Annotated in this window: 21 protein-coding genes and 1 pseudogene; 14 read left to right on the top strand and 8 right to left on the bottom strand. The window is 59.8% G+C overall.

Going from position 1 to position 21,046, the window contains the following annotated elements; genetic code table 11:
• Nucleotides 1–40: 40 nt before the first annotated feature.
• The 3 genes from phaZ to E3W21_RS10755 all read left to right on the top strand — a co-directional run bounded on the left by phaZ (nucleotide 41) and on the right by E3W21_RS10755 (nucleotide 3,354).
• The gene (gene phaZ, locus E3W21_RS10765; RefSeq protein WP_129439177.1) at nucleotides 41–895 is read left to right on the top strand and encodes a poly(3-hydroxyalkanoate) depolymerase; all 855 of its coding nucleotides are present in this window, start codon (nucleotides 41–43) and stop codon (nucleotides 893–895) included.
• Between the two features lie 128 nt (nucleotides 896–1,023).
• A complete protein-coding gene (gene phaC, locus E3W21_RS10760) occupies nucleotides 1,024–2,706 on the top strand; it encodes a class II poly(R)-hydroxyalkanoic acid synthase (protein WP_134419660.1) in 1,683 nt (560 codons plus the stop codon).
• A 27-nt stretch (nucleotides 2,707–2,733) separates the two neighbouring features.
• A complete protein-coding gene (locus E3W21_RS10755; RefSeq protein ID WP_033055348.1) occupies nucleotides 2,734–3,354 on the top strand; it encodes a TetR/AcrR family transcriptional regulator in 621 nt (206 codons plus the stop codon).
• Nucleotides 3,355–3,529: 175 nt separating this feature from the next.
• Here the strand turns inward: E3W21_RS10755 and E3W21_RS10750 are convergent, their stop codons facing one another.
• From E3W21_RS10750 to E3W21_RS10740, 3 genes are all read right to left on the bottom strand, one after another.
• Nucleotides 3,530–4,336, bottom strand: a complete 807-nt coding sequence (locus E3W21_RS10750; protein ID WP_134419658.1) for a phasin family protein — start codon at nucleotides 4,334–4,336, stop codon at nucleotides 3,530–3,532.
• Between the two features lie 10 nt (nucleotides 4,337–4,346).
• Nucleotides 4,347–4,769 (bottom strand): phasin family protein, encoded by a 423-nt coding sequence (locus tag E3W21_RS10745; RefSeq protein WP_129439183.1) that lies wholly within the window; start codon nucleotides 4,767–4,769, stop codon nucleotides 4,347–4,349.
• Nucleotides 4,770–4,984: 215 nt separating this feature from the next.
• The gene (locus tag E3W21_RS10740; protein WP_134419656.1) at nucleotides 4,985–5,260 is read right to left on the bottom strand and encodes a polyhydroxyalkanoic acid system family protein; all 276 of its coding nucleotides are present in this window, start codon (nucleotides 5,258–5,260) and stop codon (nucleotides 4,985–4,987) included.
• A gap of 155 nt (nucleotides 5,261–5,415) precedes the next feature.
• Between E3W21_RS10740 and ubiE the strand changes: the two genes are divergently transcribed.
• The 11 genes and pseudogenes from ubiE to E3W21_RS32315 all read left to right on the top strand — a co-directional run bounded on the left by ubiE (nucleotide 5,416) and on the right by E3W21_RS32315 (nucleotide 13,569).
• On the top strand, nucleotides 5,416–6,186 hold the full coding sequence (gene ubiE / locus E3W21_RS10735; protein WP_007948968.1) for a bifunctional demethylmenaquinone methyltransferase/2-methoxy-6-polyprenyl-1,4-benzoquinol methylase UbiE: 771 nt from the start codon (nucleotides 5,416–5,418) through the stop codon (nucleotides 6,184–6,186).
• On the top strand, nucleotides 6,186–6,809 hold the full coding sequence (locus E3W21_RS10730; protein WP_129439187.1) for an SCP2 domain-containing protein: 624 nt from the start codon (nucleotides 6,186–6,188) through the stop codon (nucleotides 6,807–6,809). Before ubiE ends, E3W21_RS10730 begins: the two co-directional genes overlap by 1 nt.
• Nucleotides 6,806–8,410 (top strand): ubiquinone biosynthesis regulatory protein kinase UbiB, encoded by a 1,605-nt coding sequence (ubiB, locus tag E3W21_RS10725; protein WP_129439189.1) that lies wholly within the window; start codon nucleotides 6,806–6,808, stop codon nucleotides 8,408–8,410. The genes E3W21_RS10730 and ubiB overlap by 4 nt, the downstream gene beginning before the upstream one ends.
• A gap of 80 nt (nucleotides 8,411–8,490) precedes the next feature.
• Nucleotides 8,491–8,892 (top strand): phosphoribosyl-AMP cyclohydrolase, encoded by a 402-nt coding sequence (hisI, locus tag E3W21_RS10720; RefSeq protein WP_134419654.1) that lies wholly within the window; start codon nucleotides 8,491–8,493, stop codon nucleotides 8,890–8,892.
• Complete coding sequence (locus tag E3W21_RS10715) at nucleotides 8,885–9,217, top strand: phosphoribosyl-ATP diphosphatase (RefSeq protein WP_007899279.1); 333 nt, start codon at nucleotides 8,885–8,887, stop codon at nucleotides 9,215–9,217. The genes hisI and E3W21_RS10715 overlap by 8 nt, the downstream gene beginning before the upstream one ends.
• Before the next feature lie 25 nt (nucleotides 9,218–9,242).
• Entirely contained in the window at nucleotides 9,243–9,521 is a 279-nt protein-coding gene (locus tag E3W21_RS10710; protein WP_129439192.1) for a twin-arginine translocase TatA/TatE family subunit, read from the top strand.
• 10 nt (nucleotides 9,522–9,531) lie between these two features.
• Nucleotides 9,532–9,981, top strand: a complete 450-nt coding sequence (gene tatB, locus E3W21_RS10705) for a Sec-independent protein translocase protein TatB (protein WP_129439194.1) — start codon at nucleotides 9,532–9,534, stop codon at nucleotides 9,979–9,981.
• A complete protein-coding gene (tatC, locus tag E3W21_RS10700; protein WP_129439196.1) occupies nucleotides 9,978–10,772 on the top strand; it encodes a twin-arginine translocase subunit TatC in 795 nt (264 codons plus the stop codon). Before tatB ends, tatC begins: the two co-directional genes overlap by 4 nt.
• Nucleotides 10,769–11,476, top strand: coding sequence for a 16S rRNA (uracil(1498)-N(3))-methyltransferase (locus E3W21_RS10695; RefSeq protein ID WP_134419652.1), 708 nt, complete (start codon nucleotides 10,769–10,771; stop codon nucleotides 11,474–11,476). Before tatC ends, E3W21_RS10695 begins: the two co-directional genes overlap by 4 nt.
• Before the next feature lie 176 nt (nucleotides 11,477–11,652).
• Nucleotides 11,653–12,711, top strand: a pseudogene (locus E3W21_RS32320) (methyl-accepting chemotaxis protein); the annotation flags it as partial.
• Entirely contained in the window at nucleotides 12,697–13,569 is an 873-nt protein-coding gene (locus E3W21_RS32315; RefSeq protein ID WP_371927074.1) for a methyl-accepting chemotaxis protein, read from the top strand. The pseudogene E3W21_RS32320 and the gene E3W21_RS32315, both read left to right, overlap by 15 nt.
• Before the next feature lie 140 nt (nucleotides 13,570–13,709).
• Here the strand turns inward: E3W21_RS32315 and E3W21_RS10685 are convergent, their stop codons facing one another.
• The 5 genes from E3W21_RS10685 to E3W21_RS10665 all read right to left on the bottom strand — a co-directional run bounded on the left by E3W21_RS10685 (nucleotide 13,710) and on the right by E3W21_RS10665 (nucleotide 21,027).
• Nucleotides 13,710–14,444 (bottom strand): amino acid ABC transporter ATP-binding protein, encoded by a 735-nt coding sequence (locus E3W21_RS10685; RefSeq protein ID WP_046045596.1) that lies wholly within the window; start codon nucleotides 14,442–14,444, stop codon nucleotides 13,710–13,712.
• Nucleotides 14,437–15,396 (bottom strand): amino acid ABC transporter permease, encoded by a 960-nt coding sequence (locus E3W21_RS10680; protein WP_129439201.1) that lies wholly within the window; start codon nucleotides 15,394–15,396, stop codon nucleotides 14,437–14,439. The genes E3W21_RS10685 and E3W21_RS10680 overlap by 8 nt, the downstream gene beginning before the upstream one ends.
• A 153-nt stretch (nucleotides 15,397–15,549) precedes the next feature.
• Nucleotides 15,550–16,347 (bottom strand): transporter substrate-binding domain-containing protein, encoded by a 798-nt coding sequence (locus E3W21_RS10675; RefSeq protein ID WP_134419650.1) that lies wholly within the window; start codon nucleotides 16,345–16,347, stop codon nucleotides 15,550–15,552.
• 287 nt (nucleotides 16,348–16,634) lie between these two features.
• Entirely contained in the window at nucleotides 16,635–19,205 is a 2,571-nt protein-coding gene (gene mdoH, locus E3W21_RS10670) for a glucans biosynthesis glucosyltransferase MdoH (RefSeq protein ID WP_129439203.1), read from the bottom strand.
• Nucleotides 19,198–21,027 carry a glucan biosynthesis protein gene (locus tag E3W21_RS10665; RefSeq protein WP_134419648.1) on the bottom strand — a complete coding sequence of 610 codons (1,830 nt, stop codon included), beginning with the start codon at nucleotides 21,025–21,027 and terminating at the stop codon, nucleotides 19,198–19,200. Before E3W21_RS10665 ends, mdoH begins: the two co-directional genes overlap by 8 nt.
• Nucleotides 21,028–21,046 lie beyond the last annotated feature (19 nt).

Raw genomic sequence — 21,046 nt, 5'->3', positions numbered from 1 at the left:
CGGGGGTGAAATTGAGACAGTGACCCACAGGGCCTGAAGCATGCCGCAACCGTTCATATTTCGTACCGTCGACCTGGATGGCCAGACCCTCCGCACGGCGGTACGCCCCGGCAAGCCTCACTTGACGCCCTTGCTGATTTTCAACGGCATCGGCGCCAACCTGGAGCTGGTGTTTCCGTTCGTCGCGGCGCTGGATCCCGACCTGGAAGTCATCGCCTTCGACGTCCCTGGTGTCGGCGGTTCGTCGACGCCAAGGCGACCATATCGCTTTCCAGGCCTGGCGAAACTCACGGCGCGGATGCTCGACTATCTCGACTACGGGCAAGTCAATGTGATTGGCGTGTCGTGGGGTGGTGCCCTGGCCCAGCAGTTCGCTTACGACTATCCCGAGCGCTGCAAGAAACTCGTTCTGGCGGCCACGGCGGCTGGCACGGTGATGGTGCCGGGCAAGCCGAGAGTCCTGTGGATGATGGCCAGTCCACGACGCTACATCCAGCCGTCTCACGTGATTCGCATCGCGCCGATGATCTATGGCGGTGCGTTCCGTCGCGATCCAACCCTCGCCGCCAGCCATGCCGCCAAGGTCCGCTCGGCAGGCAAACTCGGTTACTACTGGCAGCTGTTCGCCGGCCTCGGCTGGACCAGCATTCACTGGCTGCACAAGATCCACCAGCCAACCTTGGTACTGGCCGGTGACGACGATCCTCTGATTCCGTTGGTCAACATGCGGTTACTGGCCTGGCGGATTCCCAACGCCCAGTTGCACATCATCGATGACGGGCATCTGTTTTTGATTACCCGGGCCGAAGCAGTAGCACCGATCATCATGAAGTTTCTCGAGGAAGAACGTCAGCGTGCCGTGATGCATCCGCATCCGGCGCCATTGGGCGGCTAATCGGCCCTGGCTTTTGTTACAAAAAGGGGTCGGGAAGACGCAGCGCCGCGCAACATTCCGCAACAGCGTCTATGGTGTTCTGGTTCGGTGTATCTGTATTTGGCCTGAAGACGAAGGAGTGTTGATTCATGCGCGAAAAACCAGCGAGGGAATTTTTGCCCACTCCCGCCGCGTTCATCAACGCACAGAGTGCGATTACCGGCCTGCGTGGTCGGGATCTGTTTTCCACCCTGCGCAGCGTTGCCTCACATGGTTTGCGCAACCCGGTGCACACCGCCCGACACGCCCTGAAGCTGGGCGGTCAACTGGGCCGCGTACTGCTGGGCGAAACCCTGCACCCGACCAATCCGCAGGACAACCGCTTTGCCGACCCGGCGTGGAGTCTCAACCCTTTTTATCGCCGCAGTTTGCAGGCCTACCTGAGCTGGCAGAAGCAGGTCAAACACTGGATCGACGACAGCAACATGACCCCGGACGATCGCGCCCGGGCCCACTTTGCGTTCGCCTTGCTCAACGACGCCATGGCACCGTCCAACAGCCTGCTTAATCCGCTGGCGATCAAGGAGATCTTCAACTCCGGCGGCAACAGCCTGGTGCGAGGCATCAGCCATCTGGTCGACGACTTCCTGCACAACGACGGTCTGCCCAGACAAGTCACCAAGCAAGCTTTCGAGGTCGGCAAAACGGTCGCCACCACTACGGGCTCCGTGGTGTTTCGCAATGAGCTGCTGGAGTTGATCCAGTACAAGCCCATGAGCGAAAAGCAGTATTCCAAACCGCTGCTGGTGGTTCCGCCACAGATCAACAAGTACTACATTTTCGACCTGAGCCCGCAGAACAGCTTCGTCCAGTTCGCCCTGAAGAACGGTTTGCAGACCTTCATGATCAGTTGGCGCAATCCGGATGTACGTCATCGCGAATGGGGGCTGTCGACGTACGTTGAAGCCGTGGAAGAAGCGATGAATGTGTGCCGGGCGATCACCGGCGCTCGCGAAGTCAATCTGATGGGCGCCTGCGCTGGCGGGCTGACCATCGCCGCCCTGCAAGGTCACTTACAGGCCAAGCGACAACTTCGGCGGGTTTCCAGCGCGACCTATCTCGTGAGCCTGCTCGACAGTCAGATGGACTCGCCTGCGACCCTCTTCGCCGACGAACAGACGCTTGAAGCAGCCAAGCGTCGCTCCTATCAGAAAGGCGTGCTGGATGGTCGCGACATGGCCAAGATCTTCGCCTGGATGCGCCCCAACGATTTGATCTGGAACTATTTCGTTAACAACTACCTGTTGGGCAAGGAGCCGCCGGCGTTCGACATCCTTTACTGGAACAACGACAACACACGTTTGCCGGCAGCCCTCCATGGCGACTTGCTGGACTTCTTCAAACACAACCCGCTGAGTCATCCGGGAGGTCTGGAGGTGTGCGGCACGCCGATCGACTTGCAGAAAGTCAACGTCGACAGCTTCAGCGTCGCGGGCATCAATGACCACATCACCCCGTGGGATGCGGTGTATCGCTCGACCCTGCTGCTGGGTGGCGAGCGACGGTTCGTGTTGTCCAACAGCGGCCATGTACAGAGCATTCTCAACCCACCATCAAACCCGAAAGCCAACTTCGTCGAGAGCACGAAGCTGAGCGGTGACCCACGGGCCTGGTATTACGACGCCAAGCAAGTCGACGGCAGTTGGTGGACTCAGTGGCTGGGCTGGATTCAAGAACGTTCAGGCGCGCTAAAAGAAACCCACATGGCGCTCGGCAACCAGAACTATCCACCGATGGAGGCAGCACCCGGTACTTACGTGCGTGTGCGCTGACGTTCAACGAACCATTAAGAAGACTGGATGAAAACCCGCGACCGGATTCTCGAATGTGCTTTGCAGTTGTTCAATCAGAAGGGCGAGCCGAACGTCTCCACCATGGAAGTTGCCAACGAAATGGGCATCAGCCCGGGCAACCTCTACTACCACTTCCATGGCAAGGAACCGTTGATTCTCGGGCTGTTCGAGCGCTTCCAGGCCGAACTGGCGCCCCTGCTCGATCCACCGGCCGATGTGGAACTTGCACCAGAAGATTACTGGCTGTTCCTGCACCTGATCGTTGAGCGCCTGGCCCATTACCGGTTTCTGTTCCAGGACCTGTCGAACCTCGCCGGGCGCTTGCCGAAACTGGCCAAGGGCATACGCAACCTGCTCAACGCGTTGAAGCGCACACTGGCTTCGTTGCTCGCACGATTAAAGGCTCAGGGGCAATTGGTCAGCGACACCCAGGCGCTGGGGCAGCTGGTGGAACAGATCACCATGACGCTGCTGTTTTCGCTGGACTATCAGCGGATTCTTGATCGCGAGGGTGAGGTGAGATTGGTGGTGTACCAGATCATGATGCTGGTGGCGCCGCATCTGTTGCCGCCGATCAAGGTGGCGACGGAGCAACTGGCCCTTCAATACCTCGAAGAACACGAATAACCCCTGTGGGAGCGGGCTTGCTCGCGAAAGCGGTTTATTATTCAAAAATGATGTCGACTGACCAACCGCTTTCGCGAGCAAGCCCGCTCCCACAGTGGATCTGCGGTGTTCATTAATCTATGCATAAAAAAACGCCCGACCTTTGCAGGCCGGGCGTTTTCTTGAGCCCTGAAAATCAGGACTGACTGGTTGGCGTCGAAGGAGCTGGCGCGACAGTCGGGGTTACAGCAGGGATCGGCGCAGTAGCGGAGTTCGATGCACTGACCGGGGCCGGGGTTGCCGGTTTGGCGGCAGCCACTGCTGGTTTTGGTGCAGCCGCTTTCGCAGCTGCCGGCTTTTTCACCGCTGGTTTCTTCGCTGCGGCAGGTTTGGCCGCTGGCTTGGTAGCGGGTTTGGCCGCTGCAGTTTTGGCAGCTGGTTTTGCTGCTGCTTTGGCCGCTGGCTTGGCTGCTGCAGGTTTCGCTGCGGCAGTTTTGGCCGTTGGTTTAGCGGCAGCTTTAGCCAGTGGTTTGGCAGCGGACTTCGCCGCAGGTTTGGCCGCCGCGGTTTTCGCCGCAACAGGCGCCACCTTGGCACCGGTGAGTCTTTCGATTTGCTTGGTCAGGGTATCGACCTTGCTGTGCAGCGCTTTGACTTCATTGCGGCTCGGTACACCCAGGCGCGAAATGGCGCTATTCAGACGCTTGTCGAAAGCCCCTTCCAGCTCATCCCACTTGCCCAGTGCGCGATCTTTCACGCCGCTGATGCGCGACTTGGCCGACGAAGCAGAGTCCTTGGCAGCATCGACTTTCTTGCCGACAGCGCTCTTGGTGAGCTTCTCGGCTTTCTCGCCGTCTTTAACCAATGTATCGAAGAGTTTGCTGCCGTCAGTGTCGATCTTCGAGTACACGCCTAGACCAGCCAGCCAGATTTTGCGGGAGTAGTCTTCGACTTTCCCGATCCACGAGCTGCCTTCTTTTTCAGTATTCTTTTTGCCAGCCATCCCGTTCTCCTTAAGATTTACGCGCGACGCGTTCGAGCAATGCCGTCAGCTCATCGAGCTTGGCAGAGAGTGTCTCAACGTCATGTTTAGACGGAATGCCGATACGATTCAAGGTACTTGCGACACGCGAGTCAAAAGCCTTCTCGACCTTGTCGAGCTGAACTTCGACCTTACCTTTGAAAGTAGTGACTTCACTCTTGGCTTCATCGATCTCGGCATTGGCCGCTTCAAGTTTCTCGGCAACTACTTTTTTGCCTTGCTTTTCAACAACTTGACCAGCCTTGATCAACTCTTGAAAGTACTCGCTGCCCTCTTGGCCGACCTTGGTGTAGGCACCCAGGCCTGCCAGCCAGATCTTGCGGGCATAAGATTTAACGTCGCTCAGAGCAGTCGTCGAAGCGTCGATTTTTTTCTTCAAAATAACTTTGGCCATGGTGCACCTCACGCGCAGAAGGTTTGAGGAACTGCCCGCGAAAGAGTCGGGCTCAGGCACAAAGTAGTGAGAATAATTAGAAACGGCACCCTAACAACTGACATGAATCGGTGGTGCCTTTTGGAAAAGATCGCAGCCTCGTTTCACTCGACAGCTCCTACACCGTCGCCCCTGTAGGAGCTGTCGAGTGAAACGAGGCTGCGATCTTTTCGGCATCACGCCAACGCTTTATCGAGGGCCTTTTCGATTTCCGATTTGATGGTGCCGCTCATGGCCGACATCAACAGGCCAAGTTCGACATCGACCTTGATCGAATCCTCGCCCACATACACCGCGCCTTTCACACCGGAACGCTTGAGGTTCAGGGTGTCGCCGGACCATTGCGACTCCAGGCCATATTGCTCGGACAGTTTTTGCGCCAACTTGTCGGCTTTCTCGCGGGCCGCTTCCTTACCCAGGCCGTGGGAACGCTCAACACTAATACGGGCCATCGAATGACTCCTGCTTTATGAATACTTTCCTGAAGCATCTTGACCGCTACTGCGGCAAAACGTCCCGGTGGTTACCTATCTTACCTGCAGCCTTGCCAAGACAAAGCAGGCCACCGGGATTAGAATGTCCCGCATTCTCTTTTGGTGACAGCGATATGACTGATCAGCGCAAAGGCAGCGATGCCGAACCCACCACTCACTTCGGCTTCAAAAACGTTCCGGAAAGCCAAAAAGCGGAAAAAGTCGCTGAGGTTTTCCACTCGGTAGCCGCCAAGTACGACTTGATGAACGACCTCCTGTCGGGCGGCATGCACCGTCTGTGGAAGCGTTTCGCGATCGAGCTGTCGGGCGTTCGCACCGGTAACCGCGTGCTGGACATCGCCGGCGGTACCGGCGACCTGACCAAAAAGTTCTCGCACCTCGTTGGCCCGACCGGCCAGGTCGTGTTGGCCGACATCAACGAATCCATGCTCAAGGTCGGTCGTGACCGCCTGCTGGATCTGGGTGTGGCCGGCAACGTCGAATTCGTTCAGGCCGATGCTGAAAAGCTGCCGTTCCCGGACAACCATTTCGACTGCGTGACCATCGCTTTCGGCCTGCGCAACGTTACGCATAAAGAAGACGCCCTGCGCTCGATGCTGCGCGTGCTGAAACCGGGCGGCCGTTTGCTGGTGCTTGAGTTCTCCAAGCCAACCAACGCGCTGATGTCCAAAGCCTACGACGCCTACTCGTTCGCCTTCATGCCACTGATGGGCAAGCTGATCACCAACGACTCGGAAAGCTATCGTTACCTGGCCGAATCGATCCGCATGCACCCGAATCAGGAAACCCTGAAGTCGATGATGGTCGAGGCCGGTTTCGACCGCGTGACCTACCACAACATGACCGCAGGCATCGTCGCCCTGCACCGCGGCATCAAACCCTGATGTTGCTAGCCGGCCTGCTCGCCAGCGTTGAACTCGGTCTGAACCGGGTGCTGCGTCTCGACAGCACGGCGCTGCCGCGGCTGGCGCATTTGAGTGGCAAGGTGATTGCGGTCGACTGCCGCAGTCCGGCGCTGCAAGTGTTCATCCTGCCCAGCGACGAAGGCTTGATGCTGGCGTCCCACTGGGAAACCGGCGCCGACTGCACCTTGCGCGCACCGGCCTCCAGCCTGCTGAAACTGGCCATGAGCAAGGACAAAACTTCGGTCCTGCATGCTCCTGAAGTCGAACTCGACGGCGACAGCGGCGTGCTGCTGGAGCTGGCAGCGATCCTTCAGGACCTTGAACTGGACTGGGAGTACGAACTCTCGCGCTGGCTGGGACCTGTCGCCACGCAACTGCTCGGCGGTCACCTGCGTAGCCGCGCACGCTTTTATCAGCAAGGGTTCGCCAGCCTGAATCAGAACCTTGGCGAGTACCTGGCCGAAGAATCGCGCACCCTCGTCGGCCAGCGCGAAGCCGAAGCCCGTTTCAGTGAACTGGACCAGATCAAACTCGACCTGGAACGTCTCGAGGCGCGTTTTGAGCGCCTTTCCCGATCCCTCGACCCAAGCGATAACGCATGAAGCTGCTTGCCGTCCGCCGTTTGTTGCGCATCCAGCGCGTTGTGATTCGCTACCGCCTCGATGACCTGTTGTTCGCCCTGCCACTGCCGTGGTTTCTGCTGGCGCTGCGCTACGCCTTGCCGTGGCGCTGGTTCCCGCGCAAGACGCTGGACCTGAGCCGTGGCGCGCGATTGCGCTTGGCGTTGCAGGACTTGGGACCGATTTTCATCAAGTTCGGGCAAATCCTGTCCACCCGCCGCGACTTGCTGCCGGAAGACATCGCCGATGAGCTGATGAAACTGCAGGACCGCGTGCCGCCGTTCGACTCGCAAGTGTCGGTGAAGTTGATCGAAGAACAACTCGGCAAGAAAATCAGTGAAGTCTTCAGCCGTTTCGACGTCGAGCCGCTGGCTTCCGCCTCGGTGGCGCAGGTGCATGCCGCGCAGTTGAAAACCGGCGAAGAAGTGGTGGTCAAGGTCATCCGCCCGGGCCTCAAACCAATCATCGCGCAGGATCTGGCGTGGCTGTTCATCCTCGCCCGCGCCGCCGAAAAGCTTTCGGCCGACGCGCGCCTGCTGCACCCGGTGGACGTGGTCCTGGACTACGAAAAAACCATCTACGACGAACTCGACCTGCTGCGGGAGGCGGCCAACGCCAGCCAGTTGAAGCGCAACTTCGAAGGCTCGCCGCTGCTGTACGTGCCGCAAGTCTATTGGGACTGGTGCCGGCCGAAAGTGCTGGTGATGGAGCGCATCTACGGCATTCAGGTCACCGACCTGACAACCTTGGCCGACCAGCGCACCGACATGAAAATGCTCGCCGAACGTGGCGTCGAGATCTTCTTCACCCAGGTGTTCCGCGACAGCTTCTTCCACGCCGACATGCACCCCGGCAACATCTTCGTCAGCACCGTGAACCCGTGGAGCCCGCAGTACATTGCGATCGACTGCGGCATCGTCGGCAGCCTGACCCCGGAAGACCAGGACTACCTGGCGCGCAACCTGTTCGCGTTCTTCAAGCGTGACTACCGTCGTGTGGCGCAATTGCACATCGATTCGGGCTGGGTGCCGGCGGAAACCAAACTCAACGAATTCGAGGCGGCGATCCGCACCGTGTGCGAGCCGATCTTCGAAAAACCGTTAAAAGATATTTCTTTCGGCCAGGTGCTGATGCGCCTGTTCCAGACCGCCCGGCGCTTCAACATGGAAGTGCAGCCGCAGCTCGTATTGCTGCAAAAAACCCTGCTGAACATCGAAGGCCTGGGTCGTCAGCTGTACCCGGACCTCGATTTGTGGAACACCGCCCAGCCGTTCCTCGAACGCTGGATGCGTGAGCGCGTCAGCCCCAAAGCCTTGCTCGGCAACGTGCAGAGCCAGTTCGAGCAGTTGCCGCACCTGGCCAACATGGCCCGCGACCTGCTCGAGCGCATATCCCAGCCTCACGCCTACGACCCGCCACCACCGTGGCACCGCCGCAAGGACGATTGGCTGCTGCGACTGCTCGGCTGTGCACACCTGGCCGGCGGCACAATACTCGCTGCCGGTGGGCCGCTGAACGAACTGGGTCATTGGCCGGCCGGCATCATGGTGGCGGTTGGTTTGTATCTGGTCGTTCGCCGATAGCCAGCGCCCCCGCACGCTGGCACACTGTTTCAACGCTTGGTTCTACTAATGAAGTGTGGAACCCGCTGTCGGAGTCGAAGATGAAAAACTGGCTGGACGAGATCAAGTGGGACGCCGATGGCCTTGTGCCGGCGATTGCCCAGGATCACAAGACTGGGCGCGTCCTGATGATGGCCTGGATGAACCGTGAAGCGCTGGAACTGACCGTTGCCGAGAACCGCGCCATTTACTGGTCACGTTCCCGCGGCAAGCTGTGGCGCAAGGGCGAAGAGTCCGGCCATGTGCAAACCCTGCATGAGATGCGTCTGGACTGTGACGCCGACGTGATCATCCTGATGGTCGAGCAGATCGGCGACATCGCTTGCCATACCGGCCGTCAGAGCTGCTTCTACCGCGTCTTCGAGAACGGCGACTGGAAAACCGTCGACCCGGTCCTGAAAGATCCGCACGCCATCTATAGCGCAGGACACACCCATGAGTGACACTCTGACCCGTCTGGCCCAAGTGCTGGAAGAGCGCAAAGGCGCCGCCGCCGACAGCTCGTATGTCGCCAGCCTGTACCACAAGGGCCTGAACAAGATTCTGGAAAAAGTCGGCGAAGAGTCGGTCGAAACCATCATTGCCGCCAAGGATGCCGCCATCAGCGGTGACTGCAGCGATGTGATCTACGAAACCGCCGATTTGTGGTTCCACAGCATGGTCATGCTCGCCCAACTGGGGCAGCATCCACAGGCTGTACTCGATGAACTGGACCGTCGTTTCGGTCTGTCCGGACACGCCGAGAAAGCCTCGCGCCCGTCCGCCTGAACAACTATTAGAGAGGAGCAGCAACATGGGCATTTTTGACTGGAAACACTGGATCGTCATCCTGGTTGTTGTCGTGCTGGTGTTCGGCACCAAGAAACTGAAAAACCTGGGCACTGACGTGGGTGAGTCGATCAAGGGCTTCAAAAAAGCCATGAACGATGAAGACAAGCCAGCTGACCCGACGGTAACCCCGGCCCAACCGGTTCCACCCGTTCAGCCACAGACCACACAGTCTGTGAACCAGCCGCACACCATCGATGTGCAGGCGCAAAAAGTCGAAGAGCCGATCCGCAAAGACGTGTGAGCACTGACTAATGTTTGGTATCAGCTTCTCTGAACTGCTGCTCGTCGGCCTCGTGGCCCTGCTGGTGCTGGGCCCTGAGCGTCTGCCGGGTGCTGCGCGCACCGCCGGCCTGTGGGTCGGCCGTCTGAAGCGCAGCTTCAACGCGATCAAACAGGAAGTTGAACGTGAAATCGGTGCCGACGAGATTCGTCGGCAGCTGCACAACGAGCACATTCTGTCGCTGGAACAGGAGGCGCGGAAGATTTTCACGCCGACTCAGCAGGAGGCTACACCGGTTCAGCCGGTTGAACCGGTGGCGGAGCAGACGATTCATGCTCCAGTCGCCGAGCCAGCACCTGTGGTAGCGGCTGTCGAATCCGCGCCCGTTGTTGCAGTGCCCCCGGTTGAACCCGTTACGCCTGCGGCTGCGCCTGTTGCGCCGACCCCACATGACCCAACATTGCCGCCGCGAGCCCCATGAGCGATCTCCCTGAAAACGACCAGCACATGCCGCTGGTTTCGCACCTCACCGAGTTGCGTACCCGTCTGCTGCGTTGTGTAGCGGCGATCTTCATCATCTTCGCCGGGTTGTTTGCCTTTACCCAGCAGATCTACACCTTCGTCTCCACGCCGCTGCGCGCGTACCTGCCGGCCGGCGCGACGATGATCGCCACCGACGTGTCGTCGCCGTTCCTGACGCCGCTGAAGCTGACCATGATGGTCTCGCTGTTCCTGGCGATCCCGGTGATCCTGCATCAGATCTGGGGCTTCATCGCACCGGGCCTGTACAAGCATGAGAAGCGCATCGCGGTGCCATTGTTGATGTCCAGCATCGTGCTGTTCTACACCGGCATGGCGTTCGCCTATTACCTGGTGTTCCCGTTGATCTTCAAGTTCTTCGCCGCCGCCACCCCGGCCGGCGTGGAAATGATGACTGACATCACCAGCTACCTCGACTTCGTCATGACGCTGTTCTTCGCCTTCGGCGTGGCGTTTGAAATTCCGGTGGCCGTGGTGCTGCTGGTGTGGATCGGCGTGGTCGACGTCAAATACCTGAAGAAAATCCGCCCGTACGTGGTCATCGGCTGCTTCGTGGTCGGCATGATCCTGACGCCACCGGACATCTTCTCGCAGACACTGTTGGCGGTACCGATGTGGCTGCTGTTTGAAATCGGCATCCTGTTCGGGAGCCTGATCAGCAAGCGCGGCGAGCACCCTGACGACCAACCGGCCGACGATCACAACGACCAGCCACCAGCGACTCAACCGTGAACCTGCTGCTGCTCGAAGAGGCCGACTTCATTGCGGCCGACCGGGCGATCCTGCGTGATCGCCGGTTGACGCACATGCAAGAAGTCCACCGCTCGGTTGTCGGCGACAGCCTGCGGGTCGGGCGTATCGGCGGGCTAATGGGTTCGGCCGAACTGCTGCGCCTGGACGCCGATGAAGCCGAATTGCGCGTCACCCTCGACCAGCCAGCACCCGCCAAGCTGCCACTGACCCTGATACTGGCCCTGCCACGCCCGAAAATGCTGCGTAGGGTGTTTCAGACCGTGGCGGCCATGGGTGTACCACGAATCATTCTGGTGAACAGCTATCGCGTCGAGAAGAGCTTCTGGCAAACCCCGTTCCTGGAGCCCGAGGCGATTCGCGAGCAGTTGATCCTCGGCCTCGAACAGGCCCGGGACAGTGTGTTGCCGGAAATCGTCATTGAGAAACGCTTCAAGCCGTTCGTCGAAGACCGTCTGCCGGCAATCACCGAGGGCACCCTCGGCCTCGTCGGCCACCCCGGCCATTACCCGCCCTGCCCTCGTGGCCTGGCCGAACCGGTGACCCTGGCCATCGGCCCCGAAGGGGGCTGGATTCCTTACGAAATCGACCTGCTCGGCAAGGCCGGCCTGCAACCGGTACAGCTCGGCGACCGAATCCTGCGGGTCGAAACCGCCGTCACTGCGCTGCTCGCCCGCCTCTTCTGACACCGCACCACCCTGTGTAGGAGCTGCCGAAGGCTGCGATCTTTTGATCTTGATCTGTGCCGATCTCGCGGCTGCCAGGATCAAAAGATCGCAGCCTTCGGCAGCTCCTACAGATTCTCGTCATCCGGCCGATACAGTTCCCATAAAACCAATGAGTGGTCCTGGGGAGTAGCAGCATGTACCGATGGCTAGCCGAGAAACTGGGGAACGTCAGCGTCAATCGCAAACTGGGTGTCGGCTTCGGTCTGGTGCTGCTTCTTACCTTGTTGATCACCTTCACCGGCTGGACCGGCCTGAGCGGCGTGATGAGTCGCGGCGATAAGCTGGGGTTTATTGCCAGCCTCAATGACCTGACCAAAGACCTGCGCGTGGCCCGCCTGGAATACGAAATGCGTCGGGGCGAACAAGGCCCCGGTGCGGTCAACGACCTGCTTGGCCAACTCGATACCGGCCTGAAAACCGCACGCACGTTGATCGAACAACCGGCCGACGTGGCGATGATCGACCAGCAACTGGCCGCCGTCAGTGAGTACAAACAAGCCTTCACCGCCATGACCCAGGCCGGCGCCACCCGCGAAGACGCCCGCGGCAAACTAGGCGCCACCGCCGACAACGCCGTGGCCCGTGTCGCCGACGTCGAAAAATCCATGCTGCAAGGTGACAGCGTCGCCGATTTCAACAGCGTGATCGACCTGAGCAAACTGATCCAGCAAGCACGCTTCCAGGTGCGCGGTTACACCTACAGCGGCAAAACCGAAGCCGAGCAACCGGCGCTGGACGCCATCGACAACGCGCTGAAAAACCTCGAAAGCCTGCCCTCCAAACTGCCGGAACAGCACATCGCCAACCTGCAGCAGGCCACTGACTCGCTCAAGGCCTATCGCGCCGCCGTCAGCCAGTTCCGTGACTCTCAGGTTGCCAGCGCTGCCGCGCTCAAACGCATGGCCGTACAAGGCGACATCCTGTTCGACGCCAGCAAAAAACTCACCGTATCGCAAACCATCGTCCGTGACACCGACGCCGCGCACGCCAAAAACCTGCTGCTGCTGGCCACCGCCCTTGCGCTGGCCTTCGGCATGCTTGCCGCGTGGGCCATCACTCGCCAGATCGTGATTCCCCTGAGCCAGACCCTCAAAGTGGCGGAGCGCGTTGCTGCCGGCGACCTGACCCAAAACCTTATCTCTGAACGTCAGGACGAACTCGGTCAGCTACAGCGCGCCATGCAAAGCATGACCCTGGGCCTGCGCGAGTTGATTGGCGGCATCAGTGACGGCGTCACGCAAATCGCCAGTGCCGCCGAACAGCTGTCGGCAGTCACCGAGCAGACCAGCGCCGGGGTCAACAGCCAGAAGGTCGAAACCGACCAGGTGGCCACCGCCATGAATGAAATGACCGCCACCGTGCAGGAAGTCGCGCGTAACGCCGAAGAAGCCTCCGAAGCCGCCGTCGCCGCCGACCAGCAGGCCCGCGAAGGTGACAAAGTGGTCGGCGAAGCCATCGCCCAGATCGAGCGCCTGGCCAAAGAAGTCGGCAACTCCACCGAGGCCATGGATCATCTCAAACGCGAAAGCGACAAGATCGGCAGCGTGCTCGACGTGATCAAATCCGTGGCCCAGCAAACCAACCTGCTGGCCCTCAACGCCGCCATCGAGGCCGCCCGTGCCGGTGAGGCCGGACGTGGTTTTGCGGTGGTCGCCGACGAAGTCCGCAGCCTGGCCCAGCGTACCCAGAAGTCAACCGAAGAAATCGAAGAGCTGATCGTCGGCCTGCAAACCGGCACCCAGCAAGTGGCGACCATCATGGACAACAGCCGCAGCCTGACCGACAGCAGCGTCGAACTGACCCGCCGCGTCGGTGGCTCGCTGGAAAGTATTACCCGCACCGTCTCGGCGATTCAGTCGATGAACCAGCAGATCGCCGCCGCGGCCGAGCAGCAGAGCGCGGTGGCCGAAGAGATCAATCGTAGCGTGCTGAACGTGCGCGACGTGTCCGAGCAGACCTCGGCCGCCAGTGAAGAGACCGCGGCGTCTAGCGTTGAGCTGGCGCGGCTGGGGACGCATCTGCAGATGCTGGTGGGACGGTTCAAGGTTTAAGGTGATACGAATGCCTCGGTTCGCTTGGGACCGAGGTGATGCCATCGCGAGCAAGCTCGCTCCCACAGGGGATATGTGTCGATCACAAAACCAATGTGAGAGCGGGCTTGCTCGCGAATGCGGTTCCGCAGGCGCTGAGGTTAGAGAACCTGGCGCAAGAAGGCCTGAGCCCGCGGATCCTTCGGTGCATCGAAGAATTCGGCCGGTGAAGCGTCTTCCAGCAATTTACCGTGATCGAAAAACAGCACCCGATCCGCCACTTCCCGGGCGAAGCCCATTTCGTGGGTGACGCAGACCATGGTCATGCCTTCCACCGCCAGGGTTTTCATCACGTCCAGCACTTCGCCGACCATTTCCGGGTCGAGCGCCGAGGTCGGCTCATCGAACAGCATGACCTTCGGCTCCATCGCCAGTGCCCGGGCGATGGCCACGCGCTGCTGCTGACCACCGGAAAGACGCGACGGAAACTCGTTGGCTTTCTGCGCAATGCCGACTTTCTCCAGCAACGCCAAGGCCTTGGCCTCGCGCTCCTTCTTGCCGCGCTTGCGCACGACTTTCTGGGCCAGACAAAGGTTTTCCAGCACGGTCATGTGCGGGAACAGGTTGAAATGCTGGAACACCATGCCGACTTCACGGCGGTAGGCATTCACATCGGTTTTCGGGTCGGCCAGTTGCAAGCCGTCGATGCTCACCGAACCCGAGTCGAATTCCTCGAGGCCATTGAGGCAGCGCAGGAAGGTCGACTTGCCGGAACCGGACGGGCCAATCACCACCAGCACTTCGCCCTTGGCCACGTGCGTCGAGACGTTATCCACTGCGCGAACCACGTGGCCGCGGGTGTCGAAAACTTTTACCAGATCGCGGACTTCAATCACTTTGCGCGAGCCTCCGCTCAAGCCGGCTGGCGATTTTCGACAGCGGCAGGTTGATCAACAGGTACAGACCGGCCACGCAGAACAGGATTTCGAACGGCGAGAACGAGGTGGTGATGACTTCGCGACCGCTTTTCAGCAGTTCGGTAATGGCGATCACCGACACCAGCGAGGTGTCCTTGACCAGACTGATGAACTGGCCGGCCAGCGGTGGCAGCACTCGTTTGAACGCTTGCGGCAGCACCACGTGGCGCATCGACTGACCAGCGCTCAAACCCAGGGAGCGCGCGGCTTCGTTCTGGCCACGGGCGATGGATTGAACGCCGGAACGGATGATTTCCGCCACATAAGCGCCGGTGAACAGCGATAGCGCGGCGATCCCGGCGAACTCCCGGGAGAGGTTCATCACGGTGCCGATGAAGAAGTAGAAAATGAAGATCTGCACCAGCAGCGGCGTACCGCGGACCAGTTCGACGTAGATTGTCGAGAGATCGCGCAGGGTCGGATTGTTCGACAGTCGGCACAGACCCGTGGCGAGGCCGATCAGCAGACCGAGCACACCTGAAACCACGGACAACCACAAGGTGGTCCAGAGCCCCCACATCAGCGGTCCGGCGGCCCAATGGCGGGTCACGCCAATCACGTCGCCTTCTGCCACGTCATCACCTTGGGCGACTTGCAGGCTGCTATCGTCGACGGTCAGGTGCTGCTCTGTACCGGCATCATTGCGCAGGGTGACTTCAGCCTTGTCGCCCTTGCGCACCAGTTCGCTGACGGTGGAGATATCGGCGGCACGCTGGGATTCTTCGGCGTGATAGGCGAAGTATTGCGGCACACGGTTCCAGCGCCATTCGTAGGACATCAGCGAGGTGGCGTAATACAACGCGCCGGCCAGGCCGATCAGCAGCAGCACGGTTAAAACGTGCCACGGCCATTGGGCTTTTTTCTGTTTCATCTGTAAGCAGATTCCGAAATTTGTGTCGCCAAGGAGGACGCCATCGCGAGCAAGCTCGCTCCCACAGTTGACCGAGTTGCTGGATAAGTACGCGGTTAAATGTGGGAGCGGGCTTGCTCGCGAATGGAGCGACGCGGTCTAACTGACCGAGCCTTATTCCATGTCCTTGAGCCAAGCGGTGTCTTTGAACCACTTGTCATGGATGCGATCGTAGGTGCCGTCTTCGTGGATCTGACGCAGGTAGTTATTGATGAAGTTGAGGCTGTCGTAGTCACCCTTCTTCAGACCGAAGGCCAGCGGCTCGTAGGTGAACGGCTTGTCGAGGAACACCAATTTGCCGGCACCGACCTTGTTCACCGCCACGACGTTGTAAGGCGCGTCGTAGATGAAAGCGTCGGCCTTGCCGTTGACCACGTCGAGCACGGCTTCCTGCTCGTTGTCGTAGCCGTGGTAGTTGGCCTTGGATATAAGCTTCTTGGCGACCATCTCGCCGGTGGTGCCAAGCTTGGAAGTGATGCGGTAGTCGGCGGTGTTCAGGTCTTTATAGGACTTGATAGTGCCTTCCAGTTCCTTGCGGATCAGCAGGGTCTGGCCCACCACGATGAACGGTTCGCTGAAGTTCAGGCGCAGGTTGCGTTCCTGGGTCAGGGTCATGCCGCTGCCGATCATGTCGAACTTGTCGGTGAGCAAGGCCGGAATAATGCCGTCGTAGCCGGTGGAAACCATCTCCAGCTTGACGCCCATGGCCTTGGTCATGGCTTTGAGGATGTCGACTTCGAAGCCGATGATCTCGCCACGCTTGTTGGTCATTTCGAACGGCATGTAGGTCGGGTCCATGCCGACTTTCAGCGTGCCGCGCTTGACCGCGTCATCGATGGCACCGGCGTGCGCCGCGCTGACTGCAACCAATGCCGTGACGCCGACCAGCAGCATCGAGAGATACTTCTTCATCATCAAGTCCCCAAAACCATCGCGTTGTGAGGCGCGCAAACCGCAGGTTTTCCTTGGAAAAACGGCAGATACGAACAGAAAGTTGTCCGGGCGCACCAATTCGGGGACGGATGCTAACGCACTCGTTCGTTTGCACAAGGGTTTGGGTGGGATTTGTTGTTTCGGAGGACGGAAAGCAAAAGATCGCAGCCTTCGGCAGCTCCTACAGATGTACACCATGTAGGAGCTGCCGAAGGCTGCGATCTTTTTGAAGCGCCCCCGATCTCAAAGGATGCGGGGGGATTTCATCAGGCCAACTGAGGCTGCACACTCAGCGGTTTGAGCGGCAACAGCGGCGCATGGGGATCGGCCTTCACCGATTTACGCCACGCCTCCAGCCACTCGGGGTGAGCTTCGTTCCAGATCTGCTCATGCAGACGACCCAGTGCTACCGGGTCACTGAGCAGTTCCACGCGCTCATTGTTGTTCAGACCCTCAGGCCCAGCTTTCAGCGCATGACGCACCCGTTCGATCCGCAGCCACTCGATCGGCTCGGCCTGACGGTGACGGGACGTCGCCAGCGAGCACGCCAAGGCGTTCTGCTGTGGATCGACCACCGAGCGGACGAAGCCGTCGTTCAGCGCATGCCAACGGTTTTCGTGGGTGTACTGGTCGGTCGCCAGCAACGCCTGTGGCGGATTGTATTCCTCAGGGATCAGGAACAGGCTTTCGTCACGGGACTTGAGGCCCAGGCCGACTCGACTGGAAATCACCGACACCGGAATCGACAGCATCAACGAACCGACGATCGGCACCAGCCACCAGAGGAAGCTCGGGTTCAGCCAGATCACCAGCAGGGCCCAGAAGAAGCCCAGCAAGGTTTGCGGACCGTGGCGTTTGACCGCTTCGCTCCATGGCGTGGAGTCGTCGTCACGTTGCGGCGAGTTCCAGGTCGCGGCCCAGCCGAGGAACGCGGCGAGCACGAAGCGGGTGTGGAAAATCATCCGCACCGGCGCCAGCAGCATGGAGAACAGCATCTCCAGCAGCATCGACAACGTCACCTTGAACTTGCCACCGAACTCTTTCGCGCCCTTGGCCCAGATCAGGATGATGCTCAACAACTTCGGCAGGAACAGCAGCACGACGGTGGTCGAGAACAGCGCGATCGCCTTGTCCGGGTGCCATTGTGGCCACAACGGATAGAGCTGGCGCGGCTCAAGGAAGTACTGCGGCTCCATCAGCGTGTTGACCGCCAGCAGCGCCGTCGACAGCACGAGGAAGAAGAACCACAACGGCGCCGACAAGTAAGACATCACGCCCGTCAGGAACACCGCACGGTGCACCGGGTGCATGCCTTTTACCAGGAACAACCGGAAGTTCATCAGGTTGCCGTGGCACCAGCGACGGTCACGCTTGAGTTCGTCCAGCAGGTTCGGCGGCAATTCTTCGTAGCTGCCCGGCAAGTCGTAGGCAATCCACACGCCCCAGCCGGCACGGCGCATCAGCGCCGCTTCAACGAAGTCGTGGGACAGAATTGCACCGGCAAACGCGCCTTTACCGGGCAACGGCGCCAGGGCGCAGTGCTCGATGAACGGCTTCATGCGGATGATCGCGTTGTGGCCCCAGTAGTGGGATTCGCCCAACTGCCAGAAGTGCAGACCGGCGGTAAACAGCGGACCGTACACGCGGGTGGCGAACTGCTGCATGCGTGCATACAGCGTGTCCATGCCAGACGCGCGCGGCGCGGTCTGGATGATCCCGGCGTCCGGGGTGGCTTCCATCAAGCGCACCAGACTGGTCAGGCAATCGCCGCTCATCACGGAGTCCGCGTCGAGCACGACCATGTACTTGTAATCACCGCCCCAACGACGGCAGAAGTCGTCGAGGTTGCCGCTTTTACGTTTAACGCGACGGCGACGGCGACGATAGAAGATCTTGCCGAAGCCCTTGGCTTCACGGCAGACGTCCAGCCAGGCCTGTTGCTCGGCGACGCAGATATCGGCGTCGTTACTGTCGCTGAGGACAAAGAAGTCGAAGCGATCCAGGTTGCCCGTGGCCGCAACCGACTCGAAGGTCGCCCGCAACCCGGCAAACACCCGAGGCACGTCTTCGTTGCAGATCGGCATCACCAGTGCGGTGCGCGCGTCCTTGGGGATCGGCTCGTTACCGGCGCTTTTACCAGAAATGCGGTATTTGTCATGGCCTGTGAGCAACTCGAGGAAGCCCATCAGTGCCGTCCAGAAACCGGCCGACACCCAGCAGAACAGAATCCCGAACAGAATCAGGATGCTGGTTTGCAGCGCATACGGCAGTACTTGCGTAGCCGTTTGCGACAGCGGTTGATGCAGCACTTCGTTCAGGTCGACGAACGACCAGCCTTGGTACGGCATGATGCCTTTCATGTACCAGCCAGCAACGATGGTCTGGCCGAGCATCAGTATCAGCAGAATGTAGCGACGGATCGAACCGACGGTGCGCCAGCGAGCCGCCGGCAGCACATTTTCATCCTTCGGCGGGGCCGGCGGATTGGTGCGACCGGTCAGACGACGCCAGCCACGCACCAGAATGTTGGTGCGCCACGGCTCCGGCACGACTTTGGTCCGACGAATCGGCGGGGTTGCCCGCAGACAGACCCGGCCGCTGGCGTCGAGCACCAGCATTTCAGCGTCTGCCAGTTCTTCGGCGGTGTTCAGGGTCAGCCGACGACCCACCGAAGCTTGAGCAGCCTCGGTCGGCGCGTCGAACGTCGAGGACGAAAGGCGTTCATGCAATTCGCTGAAAGACTGGCAGCCCGCGAGTTCCGCGCGCTGCTCGTCGGTCATTGGTAGATGCGCCAGATACTCGGCAAGAGTCTCTGGCTGTACTTGAGAATTACTCATCGGCAGGCAACTGGTAGCTCCAGGTCTCGGTCAGGACTTCTTCAGTCGGTGCCGATTCCGGTGTGGCTGGGGCCGCGTCGGCAGCGACTGGCTGCTTGGCGTCTTTGTTGTCCTTGTCCTTGGAATCTGCGGCTGGCATGGCTCCAACCTGCTTGGTCTCAGCTTGCTTGGTTTCCTTGGCTTCCTTGGCTTCCCTGTCCAGCTTCTCCTGCTGCCGGGCGGCAATCTTGTCGGCCTTGGCGACGGACGAATTGGACGCGGGTACCGATGTTTTGGCCAGGTCGGCAGGCACGATGTTCTCGACCAGTGCAGCACGCATCTCGGTAGGCTTGCCCGGATCCTTGATCTTCATCCGTAACGTCAGGCGCCAGCCCTTGGTTTCAGGGTTGTAACGTACGCTGTTCTCGACCAACTCGGCATTCTCGCCAACGCTGACCTGACTGCGAACGTCCGCAGTTTCCGGCAATGCCGCAAGGGACGGGCCTTCGAAGTCCACCAGATAAGCAACGCTACCGTCCGGCTGACGAATCAGGTTGGACTGTTTAACGTCGCCCGTAGAACGCAGGGTCTGTTGAACCCAGGCGCTGTCCGGTGCGTGAAGTGCAGCTTCGTCGATGGTCCAGTGCATGCGGTAAGCAACATCCAGGGACTGGCCAGGCTCAGGCAGTTTTTCCGGACTCCAGAACGCAACGATATTGTCGTTGGTTTCGTCCGCAGTCGGAATCTCTACCAGATCGACGGAGCCCTTGCCCCAATCGCCTTCTGGTTCGATCCAGGCACTTGGGCGCTTGTCGTAGCGGTCGTCGAGGTCTTCGTAGTGGCTGAAGTCGCGGCCACGTTGCAGCAGGCCGAAACCGCGCGGGTTCTCGATCGAGAAGTTGCTCACCGCCAGGTGTTTCGGGTTGTTCAGTGGGCGCCAGATCCATTCGCCATTGCCAGCATGGATCGACAGGCCGCTGGAGTCGTGCAATTCGCGACGGTAGTTCAGCACTTTCGACGGCTGATTGGCACCGAACAGGAACATGCTGGTCAGCGGCGCAACGCCAAGCTTGGTGACCTTGTCACGCAGGAACATCTTGGCCTTGACGTCGACAACGGTGTCGCTGCCCGGACGCAGGGTCAGGCGATAGGCACCGGTAGCGCGTGGCGAATCCAGCAGGGCGAAGATCACCAGGTGCTTGTCACCCGGCTTCGGCTGTTGAATCCAGAACTCGGTGAAACGCGGGAATTCTTCGCCGGACGGCAACGCGGTATCGATGGCCATGCCGCGAGCGGACAAGCCATAGGTGTGACCCTTGCCGACAACGCGGAAGTAACTCGCGCCGAGCATGGTCATGATTTCGTCTTGCTTGTCAGCCTTGTTGATCGGGTACAGCACACGGAAACCGGCATAACCCAGTTGTTCGGTGGCTTTAGGATCGAACTTCACGTCGCCGAAATCAAAACGACTTGGATCGTATTTGATCTCTTCGACGGTGTTAGCTGTGATTTCGTTGATTTTCACCGGCGTATCGAAATGCATGCCCTGGTGATAGAACGACAGCTTGAACGGGGTTTTCTGATCGGCCCACTCGGCTTTTTCGGTCAGGAAGCGAATTTTTTGATAGTCCGCGAATTTCATCTCGCGGAACTCGTTCGGCAGGTTACTGCGCGCAGCTTCGTATTTCTGCCCGGCCAGCTCTTTTGCCTTGACCGATACATCATCCAGATTGAATGCCCAAAGCTGACCGGCGCTGAGCAGGCAGAGCAGTGCAGAGCCCGCTACCAGAGCGCTTCGTAACCGTTTGGCAGACAATTTTGCATTACAGGGACTAACAATCACGAGCAACCCTCGCCGAAAA

The organism is Pseudomonas sp. F01002 (assembly GCF_004402115.1).
GTDB lineage: Bacteria > Pseudomonadota > Gammaproteobacteria > Pseudomonadales > Pseudomonadaceae > Aquipseudomonas > Aquipseudomonas frigoris.
This window is presented reverse-complemented; position numbering and strand designations above follow the sequence as displayed.